Origin of the sequence: Leucobacter sp. USCH14 (assembly GCF_037619215.1) — a bacterium.
Classification (GTDB): Bacteria; Actinomycetota; Actinomycetes; order Actinomycetales; family Microbacteriaceae; genus Leucobacter.
This window is the reverse complement of the sequence record NZ_JAQPZP010000001.1, coordinates 322,643-334,685: the sequence shown is the minus strand read 5'-3', so window position 1 is coordinate 334,685 and position 12,043 is coordinate 322,643. Positions and strand designations below refer to the sequence as shown.

General features: G+C 69.6%; 9 protein-coding genes. 1 reads left to right on the top strand and 8 read right to left on the bottom strand.

Going from position 1 to position 12,043, the window contains the following annotated elements; genetic code table 11:
- Nucleotides 1–157: 157 nt before the first annotated feature.
- Genes PQI23_RS01485 through PQI23_RS01465 form a run of 5 tightly spaced genes read right to left on the bottom strand, consistent with a single transcriptional unit; the run spans nucleotide 158 to nucleotide 7,519 of the window.
- Nucleotides 158–1,735: an amidohydrolase gene (locus PQI23_RS01485; RefSeq protein ID WP_339970874.1), complete on the bottom strand. Its 1,578-nt coding sequence runs from the start codon at nucleotides 1,733–1,735 to the stop codon at nucleotides 158–160.
- Nucleotides 1,732–2,778, bottom strand: coding sequence for a C-terminal binding protein (locus PQI23_RS01480; RefSeq protein ID WP_339970873.1), 1,047 nt, complete (start codon nucleotides 2,776–2,778; stop codon nucleotides 1,732–1,734). Before PQI23_RS01480 ends, PQI23_RS01485 begins: the two co-directional genes overlap by 4 nt.
- On the bottom strand, nucleotides 2,775–4,445 hold the full coding sequence (locus PQI23_RS01475) for a thiamine pyrophosphate-dependent enzyme (protein ID WP_339970871.1): 1,671 nt from the start codon (nucleotides 4,443–4,445) through the stop codon (nucleotides 2,775–2,777). The genes PQI23_RS01480 and PQI23_RS01475 overlap by 4 nt, the downstream gene beginning before the upstream one ends.
- A complete protein-coding gene (locus tag PQI23_RS01470) occupies nucleotides 4,445–6,121 on the bottom strand; it encodes an amidohydrolase (protein WP_339970869.1) in 1,677 nt (558 codons plus the stop codon). Before PQI23_RS01470 ends, PQI23_RS01475 begins: the two co-directional genes overlap by 1 nt.
- A 39-nt stretch (nucleotides 6,122–6,160) precedes the next feature.
- On the bottom strand, nucleotides 6,161–7,519 hold the full coding sequence (locus tag PQI23_RS01465; protein WP_339970867.1) for an MFS transporter: 1,359 nt from the start codon (nucleotides 7,517–7,519) through the stop codon (nucleotides 6,161–6,163).
- Between the two features lie 259 nt (nucleotides 7,520–7,778).
- On the opposite strand from PQI23_RS01465, the gene PQI23_RS01460 reads away from it, so the two are divergent.
- On the top strand, nucleotides 7,779–8,738 hold the full coding sequence (locus PQI23_RS01460; RefSeq protein ID WP_339970865.1) for an Lrp/AsnC family transcriptional regulator: 960 nt from the start codon (nucleotides 7,779–7,781) through the stop codon (nucleotides 8,736–8,738).
- A 25-nt stretch (nucleotides 8,739–8,763) separates the two neighbouring features.
- Here PQI23_RS01460 and PQI23_RS01455 read toward each other — a convergent pair whose 3' ends face one another.
- Genes PQI23_RS01455 through PQI23_RS01445 form a run of 3 tightly spaced genes read right to left on the bottom strand, consistent with a single transcriptional unit; the run spans nucleotide 8,764 to nucleotide 12,006 of the window.
- On the bottom strand, nucleotides 8,764–9,051 hold the full coding sequence (locus tag PQI23_RS01455; protein WP_339970863.1) for a hypothetical protein: 288 nt from the start codon (nucleotides 9,049–9,051) through the stop codon (nucleotides 8,764–8,766).
- A 55-nt stretch (nucleotides 9,052–9,106) separates the two neighbouring features.
- On the bottom strand, nucleotides 9,107–10,465 hold the full coding sequence (locus PQI23_RS01450; RefSeq protein ID WP_339970861.1) for a M18 family aminopeptidase: 1,359 nt from the start codon (nucleotides 10,463–10,465) through the stop codon (nucleotides 9,107–9,109).
- Nucleotides 10,462–12,006 (bottom strand): leucyl aminopeptidase family protein, encoded by a 1,545-nt coding sequence (locus PQI23_RS01445; RefSeq protein WP_339970859.1) that lies wholly within the window; start codon nucleotides 12,004–12,006, stop codon nucleotides 10,462–10,464. Before PQI23_RS01445 ends, PQI23_RS01450 begins: the two co-directional genes overlap by 4 nt.
- Between the last annotated feature and the right edge of the window lie 37 nt (nucleotides 12,007–12,043).

Here is a 12,043-nt window from a genome sequence, read left to right as displayed (position 1 = left end):
ATGAAATCTTACGGGGGTTCTCCACTGCGGCGCAAATCGAGCCCGCGATCGCGGTATCTCTGGCGTGTCGCGGCGGGAGCTAGGACGCGTGAGCGGTCAGTAAGGTGCACTTCAGGCGCGAATAATGCACCTCACTGACCGCTCGCCCGCACCGCCCCTACCAGTGCCGGTGCTCGTGCGATCCCGACAGATCGGTGCGGTAGTCGGGCCAGGGCAGGTCGATCGGCGGCTCGAAGTCCGCAGGCAGGAGCGGCGGCACCGGATCGGCGGCCGTGCGCTCCGCGAATTCCCGTCGCGCCTCGGCGAGCACCTCCGGCTTCGTGAGCAAGTCGAGGAAGGTGCCGGCGACGGTCTTCCCGGCGGTCACGATCGTGGGGGCGATCGTCTCCGGGATCCCCCCGAGTGCGTTCATCACCCACGAAGGGTACGGTCCGGCGCCCGGAACGGGTTGCAGCGCGGGGCGCGACACGTAGAAGCGCACGAGCGGCGCATAGTGACTCATCTCGACGTAGTCGTCGCTCGTCCAGTTGCGCTGCCAAGCTGGCATGTGCTCGCGCAGCCCGCGTTCCGCCTCCTGGGGCGTGATGAGCTGCTCGGTCTCGGCGAGGAAGGGCCGTTCGCTCGGCTCCAGCCCGAGCGAACGCTGCACCTCCTGCGCCACAGCGACCGCTTCCGGTCCGTAGCTCGGCGCCCCCACCTCTGACAGGTTGTCGAAGAGCACCGTTGCCATCGCGTGATTCGTGCGGCCGGGTCGGCTGCGGGCGATCCAGCGCTCTTCGAGTTCGCAGTGCCCCATCGAGGCCGCTGCCGCAGCGTTGCGGTCGAGCACCTGCAGAATGTGCTCGGCCATCTCGATGTCGGGCGTGCGCCACGAGAACTGCACGCGAGCGACGCGCTGGGGCAGGTTGTCGGCGGTGGCCTGGCCATCGGTCAGGATCGCATCGGAGAAGCTCCATCCACCCGTCGCGGGCAGCATCGCGTCGAGCATGCTCCGCGATGCAGAGTACATCTGCATGAGCGACAGGTTCGCGCCGGGGGCGCGTGCGGCCGAGTGCGACGCCGGGATGGGCGAGTTCGGATCGGCGCTCGACAGCTGCCACTGCTCGGGGTGGTCGCAGATGAAGCTGTACACCTTGCTGTAGTACGCGCCGCACTGGGTGTCCCAGCGAGCCGTGTTGCACAGCGGCAGCATGTAGAAGGGGTGGAAGGAGACGATCGCGTCGGCGTCGTCGTAGTACCCGCGCAATCCGTGCACGACCTTCGACCCGTGCATCTTCTCCGCGGGCTCACCCGTGTAGTGCAGGGTGCCGGCGATATCGTGCTGACGCATCGCGTGCTGCGTCGCGAGCACTCCTGCGAGTGTCGAAATGCCGAGTACGGAGTGCGGGTCGGTGTGCCCTGGCGCGAACCGCGAGAGGCCGTCTCGCGGCGCCTCCGTCGTCGCAGCGGCCTGGCTGTTGCCCGGCACGGCGTCGTACTCGGCGTAGGTGAGGAGCGTCGGGCCGTCTCCGTTCGACCAGCGGGCGCTGAATGCGGTGGGCATGCCTGCCGAGCCGTCCTCCACGGTGAAGCCCTCGGCGCGGAGCCGTTCGACGTACCACTGCTGCGAGCGGTACTCGCGCCATGCGGGCTCCGCGAGCTCCCAGATATGGGTGTGCCACTCGGTGAGCTGCTGCAGGTGCTCATCGATCCAGGCCTGGGCGGTGCGCTTGGCCGCTGCGGTGAGTTCGGTCACGATCGCGGTGTCCTTTCTGCTGCGGCGAGCGCGCGCACTGCGTGCTCAGCCGGCCGGTTGACGGGTGAGTCGGGTACCCCGTTCTCGGCGAACGACGCCCCGTTCTGCGCTTGGATGCGGACATACTCGATCTCGGTGCGCGCCGAGAAGTACGCGATGTGCGGCGTGAGCACGACGTCGCGGCGCCCGACGAGCGGGTGCCCATCGCTCGGCGGCTCTTCCGAGAGCACGTCGAGCGCCGCTGCCGAGAGCTGCCCGGCGTCGAGCGCTGCGGCGAGCGCGGGTTCGTCGATGAGCGCGCCTCGCGACACGTTCACCAGTACAGCGCCCTGCGGCATCTCGCCGATGAACTCGGCGTCGACCATGCGCTCCGTCTCAGGTGTGAGCGGCAGGTGCAGCGAGAGCACGTGCGAGGATCGCCGCACCTCGTCGAGGTCGGTGCGCGTGACCCCGAGACGCTCCAGATCGGCACGCACCTCGGCGGTGTCCGGGAGCAACGGGTCGTACCCCAGCACACGCCCGAACAGCGGGCCCGCGAGCCTCGCGAGTTCGCGGCCGATCTTTCCGAGCCCCACGAGCCCCAGCGTCGTCTCGCTGAGACGTGCCGGCGCGACCGCGGCGCGAGAGTTCCAGTCGCGCGGAGTGGCGGAGTCGAGGTAGAAGGGCAGTTGGCGAACGGCGTGGAGCAGGATCGCCAGCGCGTGCGTCGCCACCTCCTCGGTCGCAGCGCCGGGAACGTTCGTCACCCACACGCCTCGCTCCGTCGCGGCGTCGATGTCGACGTAGTCGAAGCCCATCGACATGAGTGCGATCACCCGCAGGTTCGGCAGCGCCTCGATGATCTCGCGCGTGACGCTCGCGTACCCGGGCAGGAGCACCTCGGCGTCGCGCGCCCCCGCGATGATCTCCGCGGCATCGCGGGTGCCGAGCACTCGGACGGTGTAGCCCGCGGCTTCGAGCAGCTTCACCCCCGGCGTGATGTCGGAGTCGTCGGCGTCGGTGTAGACGGCGACGGGGCGCGCGCTCCGTGTGTTCGTCGTCATCGCTGCACCTCTTCCGCGTCGAGTGCGAAGGTCGCCTGATCGATGTGGATCAGTTGCAGACCGCCGCCCGCGACCGCAGCGTCGACGGCCGTCGCGAGCTCCGCGCCGTTCGTCGCACGGTGCCCGGCGCCGCCGAAGGCCGCGGCCACCGCCACCCAGTCGGGCTGCACGAGATCGACGCCGACCGGGGCGATGCCAGCGTCCGCTTCGTTCTGCTTGATCTCCGCGTACCCGCCGTTGTCGACGACGATGACCGTGACATCGAGGCGCTGCTCGATCACGGTGATGAACTCCTGCATCGAGAACATGAGCGCACCATCACCGGTCACCACGAATGCCGGCCGTTCCGGCGCAGCGATGCGCGCGCCGAGCGCCGCCGGCAGGCCGTACCCGAGCGTCGCGTAGGTCGCCATGTACGGCGTCGAGTTCGGCTCGGAGACGCGCAGCGTGTTCAGCAGCCCCCAGTAGGCGATCTGCGACGAGTCGGTGGCCACGATCGCCCGCTCGGGCAGCGCCTCGGCGATGCTCTCCGCAAGCCCCGTGTTCTCGGCCGAGAGGTCGGCGGATTCGGCGCGTACGAGCTCGCGCGTCTCCGCGACCGACGCCTCGGCCCGCTCGCGGCGGGCGATCGCGGCAGCCGCATCGGCTGGATGGGCTTCGAGCGCGGTGAGGATCGCGGCGAGCGCCTGCGAGGCGTCCGCGACGATGCCGACCTCGGCGCTCTGATTCTTCTCGATCTGAGAATCCAGCAGGTCGATGCGGATCACGGCGCCCTGCGCTTCGAGGCGGTCCACCCAGAGCTCGGCCTCGCCGAGCTTCGAACCGACGACGAGCAGCACGTCAGCCTGCTGCGCGCGTGAACGGGCCGCAGCGAGCCGCAGACTCGACCCGATCGCGAGCGGATGGTGCTCGTCGAGCACTCCCTTGGCGTTCAACGTCGTGACGACCGGTGCGGACAGCCGCTCGGCGAGCGCGCGCACCTCGGCGCTGGCGCCGCGCGAGCCGCCGCCCGCGAGAATCACTGGTTCCCGCGCCTCCGCGAGCAATCGGGCCGCAGCGGCGACGTGCTCGGCGTCGGGGCCGGGCACGGGCGAGAACGCGCGAGGCTTGAGCGCCTCGGCGGCCACCTCGGCCTCGGCCTCCAGCAGATCGAGCGGAATCTCGAGGTAGACCGGGCGGGGTCGCCGCGTCGCGAAGAGCTCGAACGCGTCGTGCACCGCGGCAACGGCCTCCTCGGCGGACTGCACGCGGCGCCCCCACTCCACGATCGCCGAGGCCGCGGCCAGCTGATCCTTCGTCTCGTGCAGCGTGCCGACGTCGGCGAACTCGGCGCCGCGGGCCGGGCCGGGCGCGATGATGATCATCGGGCGCGACTCGCAGTACGCGGTGCCCGCTGCGGAGAGCGCGTTGAGCAGCCCCGGGCCGCTCGTCGTGATGACCACGCCCGGCAGACCCGTCTGCAGCGACCACCCGTCGGCCGCGTAGCCCGCGCCCTGCTCATGGCGGGTCGTGACCGGGCGGATCCCGAGCGCATCGAGTGGCCGGTAGAGCTCGAGGTTGTGGGTGCCGGGGATGCCGAAGACGGTGTCGACGCCGTAGCCGCGGATCGTCTCGATGACGGCCCAGCCGGTCGTGCGGCGCGCCTCGGTCGAGGTGACATCGCTCATCAGCGCACCTCGTCTGCGGCGAAGCGGCGGCTGCCGTCGACCCAGGTCTCACGCACGGGAATCGCCGCGATATCGCCGCCCGGGACTTCAAGCGGATTCGCGCCCAGCACTACGAAGTCGGCGCGCTTGCCGACGGTGATCGAGCCCAGCTCGTTCTCGCGCCCCAGCGTGATGGCGCCCTCGAGCGTGTGCCCGCGGAGCGCCGCCTCGGGGCTGATGCGCAGCGAGTCGGGGCCGAGCTGGGCCCCGCGCCGCGTGATGCGCGTGACCGCTGCCTGGATCGCCTCGAGCGGGCGGGGCTCGGCGACGGGGGCGTCGGACGAGATGGTGACCGGCACCCCCGCGTCGACGAACTCGCCCAGCGGGTTGAAGCGCTCCCCCGGAGTGCCGATCGCCTGCTCGACGCCCTCGCCCCAGTTGTAGTAGTGCTGGGTCTGGTTCACGGGCCGGATGCCGAGCTCGGCCATGCGCGTGATCTCCTCGGGAGTGGGCAGACCGCAGTGCTCGATGCGGTGACGCGCGTCGGCGTCGGGCCGTTCGAGCAGTGCCTGCTCGATCGCGTCGACGACGAGCTTGATCGCGGTCGGCGACTGCGCGTGCGTCGCGGTCTGGAGCCCCGCCGCGTGCGCCTTGCTCACCAGTTCCGTGTACTCGCGCGGCTCGTGGTAGAGCTGCCCCGTGCGGCAGGGATCGCCGACGTAGCCCTCCGGGAAGTACGCGGTCCACCCGCCGAGCGTGCCGTCCGCGTAGAGCTTGATGCCCGTCGCCGAGAGGAAGGGATTGCCGAAGGGCCCGGTGAGGCCGATGTCGAGCACCTGATCGAGCAGGTGCGACAGGAAGTACATCGAGACGCGCATGTCGAGCGCCCCGCGATCGGCGGCCTCGAGGTACGCGGCGAACTCGCGCTTCGACACCTGCGCGTCGCCGATCGCGGTGACGCCGCCGCGCAGGAACTCCCGCTGCACCAGGTCGAGCTGCCGCTGGTGCTCCGCGGGCTCATCTCCCAGATGGAAGTTCGGGCCGTGGTGCCCGATCTTCACGCCGTGCAGCCCGGTGAGCACGTTGCACGCGGCATCCGACAGCTCCCCCGTCAGCTCGCCGTCGGCATCGCGGAAGAACTCGCCGCCCTCCGGGTTCGGCGTGTCGCGGGTGATGCCGAACTTCTCGAAGGTGAACGTGTTCACGACGCCGCCGTGGCCGGAGGCGTTCATGATGTACACCTCGCGGTCCGTCGCGATCTCATCGAGCTCGTGCCGCGTCGGGTGCCGGCGCTCGGCGAGATTGCGCTGCTCGTACCCGTAGCCCCGAATGGGCGCTCCTGCGGGGAGCTTCGCCGCGCCCGCCCGCATGAGCTCGACGATCTCGGGGATCGATCCGGCCTTCTCGGGCGAGATGTCGATCCAGGTCAGCATCTGCCCGTACATGAGCGGGTGCGCGTGGGGATCGATGAACCCTGGGACGATCGTCGCGTCTGGGTAGTCCGCCCGCTCGGGAGCGAGCCCCGCGTCGGCAGCCGCCGCCTCGACATCTGCGACGCTCCCCACGGCGAGGATGCGCCCGCCGGCGCTGAGGAGCGCCTCGGCCTCCGGCTGGTCGGCGTCAACGGTGAGAATGCGCTTCGCGGTCACGATCGTGGGGATCGAGTCGCGGGCGTCGTAGGTGGCGAGCTGTCGCACGGTGCTGCTCCTTGAGCGAGTGGATGTGTGAGTGGGTGATTACTTCCGGCGCGTCGAGCCCGGTGTGGAGACGGCGGTGGTGTCGAGGCGCGCCTTGAGCGAGCCCGTGGCCGGTGCCGTGTCGGAGTGCTGCGGCGCGAAGGCCGTGCCGAGAATCGCGAGGAGGTCGAGCAGCCCGAAGAACGCGATGACCGACCAGAAGTTGCCGGTCGCGACGAGCAGGCCGGTGGCGATCGCGGGCGAGAGACCGCCCCACACCGCCGCACCGATGCCGTACGAGAGCGACATCGAGGTGTAACGGGCCTGCGGGCGGAACATCTGCGCCATGATCGTCGAGAGCGGAGCCCAGGCACCGCTCAGGGTGAGGCGCAGCACCGAGACGAAGAGGTAGATCATCGCGACATTGTGCGCGTCGATGAACAGCACGAGCGGGATGACCGCGGCGAGCGAGAGACCGGAGCCGAGGATCATGATCGTCTTCGCGCCGATCTTGTCGCCCAGCAGTGCGAGCGGCAGGGTCACGATCGTCTCGACGAGCGACGCGATGAACATTGCACCGAGGATGATGTCGGCGTCCAGGCCGATCTCGGGGCTCGTCGCGTAGCTCTGCACGAAGGTGGTCGCGAGCACGTACCCGCCCGACGACATTGCGATGATGCCGAAACCGAGCAGCATGGGCCACCAGTTGTTCTTGAGCGCGAAGAGGATCGGCGTCGACTGCTCGTGGCCCTCGATCTTGGCCTCGAAGACCGGAGTCTCCTCGACCCGGTAGCGCACCCAGAAGCCGACGCCGATGAGCACGATGCTGAAGAGGAACGGGATGCGCCAGCCCCAGGTGAGCAGCACGTCGTCGCCCATGAGGGCGAGTACCCAGAAGGCGCCGGTCGACAGGAGCGCGCCGAGCGGGTTGCCGAGCTGGGTGAAGCCGCCGTAGAAGACCTTGAACTTCGGCGGGGCGCTCTCGACCGCCATGAGACTCGCGCCGCCCCATTCGCCGCCGACCGCGAGACCCTGGGCGATGCGGAGGATGATGAGGAGGATCGGCCCCCAGATGCCGATCGTCTCGTACGTCGGCAGTACGCCGACGAGCGTCGTCGCGATGCCCATGAGCAGCAGCGTGATGGTCAGCGCCGGCTTGCGGCCGAGCTTGTCGCCGATGTGCCCGAAGATGATGCCGCCCAGGGGGCGTGCGAAGTACGCGACGGCGTACGTGCCGAAGGAGGCGAGTGTGCCGAGGCCCCGGTCGAGTTCCGGGAAGAACACGACGGGGAAGACGATGGCCGCGGCGGTGGCGTAGACGTAGAAGTCGTACCATTCGATCGTGGTGCCGACGGCTGCGGCGAATCCGGATTTGAGCGCTCGGCGGTGCGTGTTCGCCGGCGCGGTTGCGGTGGACATACGGAAGCTCCCTTGCTTGAGGACGGCGCGGTGCGCGCAACTGCAACGACTGTAGGCCAGCCCGAAGCTCGGCGCATGCGATGCGTTCGACGCAGGCGCGCGATTCACCGCAGTTTCGCGGCGCGATTTCTCGCATCCTCCGATTACGCTTGCATCACGACGGGGTGCGCCGAATTTTTGCGCCCCGCTCGGCTCAGATCCTCGTATTTCGAGAAGCTCGAGCTCCGAAACCCGAACCCCCAGCAAGGAGACGCACCGCGTGCAGCCCATCACTCGTCGCACGAGCGCCCCGCGCACCCCGCAGGGCGCGGCGGACCTCGACGACTTCGACGCCGCCCTCATCCGGGCCCTCCAGGCCGACGGGCGCGCGAGCATTCACGATCTCGCGATCCTGCTCGAGGCGAGCCGGGACTTCGTCGCTCAGCGCCTCCGCCTCCTCACCCAGGGCGGGGGGCTGCGCGTCGTCGCGGCGCTCGATCCGGGGTTCGTGGGGCATCACGTGCTCGTGCACGCCAAGGTCGAGGTCGACGGCCCGATCACGCCGATCGCCGAGGAGGTCGTCCAACTGCCCGACGCCGTATTCGTCTCCATGACCAGCGGCCCGCTGCCGTTGGTGTTCGAGTCGCGCCACGGCGATAGTCATGAGCTTCTCGATGTGCTCGATCACGTGCGGCGCCTGCCCACGGTGCGTCGCGTTCTCGTCTCCACCTACGTCGAAGTGCTCAAGGGGTTCTTCGTGTCGCACGGGCAGAGCGACATCGTGCTCGATCGCATCGATTACGAGCTGATCGCGGTGCTGCAGCAGGACGGCCGCACGAGCTATCGAGCACTCGCCGACACGGTGCACCTGTCGCCGTCCTCGACGAGAGCGCGCGTGCAGCGGCTCATCGACGCCGGGGTCATCCGCATCGCCGCGATCAAGTCGGGGGGCTTCTCGCGCAATCGCCTCGCCATCGGGGTCGGCATCACGATCGACGGCTCGCCCGAGCCGATCAGGCGGTTCATCATGGAGTCGCCCTACATCGACTTCGCAGTGCGCTCCCACGGGAGCTTCGACTTCATCGTCACACTCGTCTCAGCCTCGTCCGCGCACCTGCTTCCCGTGATGGACGCGATCCGGGGTCTTCCGGGCGTGAGCGCGCTCGACTCGTGGACGCACTACGACATCGTCAAGGAGGACTACGCGCGCACGCTCGGGCGCGTGCTCGTCAGGGAATGACCTCGCCCAGGTGCGTCGCGCGCGCTCAGAAGCCGCCGAGCGCGCGCTGCACGCGGCTGAGCGAGATGTTCTCGTGCAGCATCACACCCGAGCTGGTGCGCTGCTCGAAGTGGTAGCCCATCTTGCCCTGGCGGAGCAGGCCGATCAGGTGCGGTTCTGCGGCGTTCCACATGATCCAGGTGGGGAGCCCCTCGGAGTTCTTGCCGAGGTAGGTGATTTCGATATTGCGCGACCCGATTCGCTGCACATCGGGCATCAGCTTGTTCTTCGACAGGGCGACGCTGCCGGTATCCGCCCGCTCCATCTCACTCATAGCACGATCCTAGCGAATCAGGCGTGTCGTCGGCATCGAAATGACCGGCGCAGCATCACGAGGTCGCGAAGAACGCACCGGTGATCTTCGCGAGGCCGTACAGGTCGTCGACGTGCGCGAGTTCACGGGCGGAGTGCATCGAGAGCAGCGGCACGCCGACGTCGACGGTGCGGATTCCGAGCCTGGTCGCGGTGATCGGTCCTATCGTCGAGCCGCAGGGGACGGTGTTGTTCGACACGAACTCCTGGGTCTCCACTTCAGCCGCAGCGCCCAGCCGACTCCACAGCGCAGCGCCGTGAGCATCACTCGCGTAGCGCTGGTTCGCGTTGACCTTGAGCATCGGGCCGCGGCCCGCGAGCGGCCGCACCCGCGGGTCGTGCTTCTCCGAGTAGTTGGGGTGCACCGAGTGGCCGGCGTCAGCCGAGAGGCACCACGAGGCGGAGAGCGCACGAGCCGCATCCTCCCCCGTCGCCCCGAGCCCGCTCCGCAGGCGGTCGAGCACGTCCGAGAGGAAGGGGCCCGCCGCGCCGGAGCGGGTGTTCGAGCCGAGCTCCTCGTGGTCGAACGCCGCGATCATCGAGATGGTGCCCGGGTGCGGCTCGGTCTCGAGCAGCGCGGCCAGCCCCGCGTACGTCGAGCTCAGATTGTCGAGCCTCGGCGACGCGAACAGCTCGCCGTTCGCGCCGATGCGCGCCGGGGGCTGCGTGTCGTAGAGACGCACGTCGATGCCGGCGAGATCCTCCGGCTTCAGCGCGGCGCGCGCGGCGGATCTGGCCGCTGCGCGGCCCCGCCCCGACCCCGTGCGCCCGCCGCCGAGTTCGCGGACGAGCAGCGCGAGCACGGAGAGATCCTCCCCCGCGAGGCCGATGATGGGCTGGGTGTGCCGCTGGCGATCGAGCGTGAGACTCTTGTTCGCATCGCGATCGAGGTGAATCGCGAGCTGCGGAATCCGTGCGACGGCTCCGGTGCGCACGAGGTGCTCCGCGCCGTCTCTGGTCACCACGCGCCCTGCGAAGCCCAGGTCGCGATCGAGCCAGGACGTGAGCAGCGGGCCGCCGTAGATCTCGACCCCGACCTGCGCCCAGCCGTCCGACTCGAAGCCGGGGCGAGGCTTCACGGCAAAGCCGGGCGAGTCGGTGTGCGCGCCGAGCACGCGCACCGGGCTCGTCGCGTCGACCTCGGCGCCGGCTCGCCAGGCGATCACCGCTCCGTCGCGTCGTACGAAGCCGCGCCCCTGCGCCTCGAGCGGGGACCACGCGGCGGTCTCGTCGTGCTCGGCGTACCCGGCCTTCGACAGCGTCTCGCAGAGCGCACCCGCCGCGTGGTACGAGCTCGGCGATGCCGAGACGAAGTCGCCGAACGCACTGATGTACGCGTCGCGATCCTGCAGGAGTGAACGGGACACGGGTGTCATGCTCCTTCGCGTGCGGAGGCCGACGGAGCGAAGTTCGCGGCGTATTCGGCGAGCAGTCGTGCGCCGAAGCCGGTGGAGCCGACGGACCGCCACAGGTCGTCGCTCTCCGACTGCATCGTGCCGGCGATGTCGAGGTGGCCCCACGGCGTGCCATCGACGAACTCGTTCAGGAAGAGGCCCGCGAGAATGACCCCCGCGTACTGCCCGCCGATGTTCGAGAGGTCCGCGACGTTCGACTTGAGCTGCTCCCGGTACCGGTGGTCGAGCGGGAAGCGCCAGATGTTCTCGTCGGTCGCGTCGGCCGCGGCCTGCAGCTGAGCCGCCACGTCGTCGTCGTTCGCGAGCATCGCAGCGGTGCGGGTGCCGAGTGCAGCCATGGCAGCACCCGTGAGCGTCGCGATGTCGACGATCGCGTCGGGGCGGCGCTCGTCGATCGTGCGGTCCTCCGTCGCGAGCACGAGCCCATCGGCCATGACCAGTCGGCCCTCGGCGTCCGTGTTCTTGACCTCGACGGTCTTGCCGCCGCGAATGGTCAGCACGTCGCCGAGCTTGGTGGCGCTTCCCGACGGCATGTTGTCGGTGCACATGAGCCAGCCGGTGACCGCCGTCTTCGCACCGAGATCGCGCAGTGCGATCATCGAGGAGAAGACCGATCCCGCACCCATCATGTCGAACTTCATCGCGGCGTGCATCGCGTTCGACGGCTTGAGGCTGATGCCGCCCGAGTCGTACATGATGCCCTTGCCGATGAGCGCGAGGTGCCCCTCGGGGTCTGCCGGCCGATAGGAGATCTTGATCATACGGGGCTCCTCGACGCTGCCGGCGTTGACGCCGAGCAGCCCGCCCGCACCGAGCTCGATGAGCTGAGCGCGGTCGAAGATTTCGGTTTCGAGTCCGAACTCGGGTGCGAGTCGCTCGATGACATCGGCGAACTTCTCCGCGCTGAGGTGCCGCGGCGGCGTGTTCGCGAGGTCGCGCGCGACGCTGGCCGACCTCGCGAGAATCAGCCCGCGCGCCACGCCCTCGCGCGCGCGGTCGGCGTCGGTCTCGGCGACGGTGATCGCGAGCGACCCGAGCGCCACGGTGTTCGGGTCGCCCTTCAGCGCGTCGTAGCGGTAGCGGGCCAGGATCGCGCCCTCGGTCGCGGCGATCGCGGCGTCGGCGGCGGTGATCCCCTCCGACCCGGCGAGCACATCGCGCAGATCGACGGCGAGGTCGGCGACCTCGCGGGCGGCGCGTGTGAACGCCGCGACCGCATCGCGGAGCTGCGCCGGCGAGGCGATGCCGTCGCCCGTGCCCACGAGCACCTGCAGACGTGCGCCGGGGAGCGCGAGGGTCTGGTTCTTCGCACCGGTGAACCCCGCGGCCGCGAGCGCATCGCGACTCGTCTCCCCGAGACCGTCGGGCAGTTCGCCCTCGCTCGAGACGAAGCGGGCCACCGCGGTGCCCCGCTCGCCCTCACCTCCGGTGACGACGCGCACGGAAGCCTGTTCGGCGAGGGACGGGACGGGGTCGAATGCAGGGTCAATCACAACGCTCATGGCGTCCAGACTAGTCCCGACCGCCGACATCGCCGCG

Bases quoted from the DNA above. Each gene is read 5' to 3' on its own strand.
- PQI23_RS01480 (WP_339970873.1), bottom strand. From the start codon at position 2,778: ATGACGACGAACACACGGAGCGCGCGCCCCGTCGCCGTCTACACCGAC.
- PQI23_RS01475 (WP_339970871.1), bottom strand. From the start codon at position 4,445: ATGAGCGATGTCACCTCGACCGAGGCGCGCCGCACGACCGGCTGGGCC.
- PQI23_RS01465 (WP_339970867.1), bottom strand. From the start codon at position 7,519: ATGTCCACCGCAACCGCGCCGGCGAACACGCACCGCCGAGCGCTCAAA.
- PQI23_RS01455 (WP_339970863.1), bottom strand. From the start codon at position 9,051: ATGAGTGAGATGGAGCGGGCGGATACCGGCAGCGTCGCCCTGTCGAAG.
- PQI23_RS01450 (WP_339970861.1), bottom strand. From the start codon at position 10,465: ATGACACCCGTGTCCCGTTCACTCCTGCAGGATCGCGACGCGTACATC.
- PQI23_RS01445 (WP_339970859.1), bottom strand. From the start codon at position 12,006: ATGAGCGTTGTGATTGACCCTGCATTCGACCCCGTCCCGTCCCTCGCC.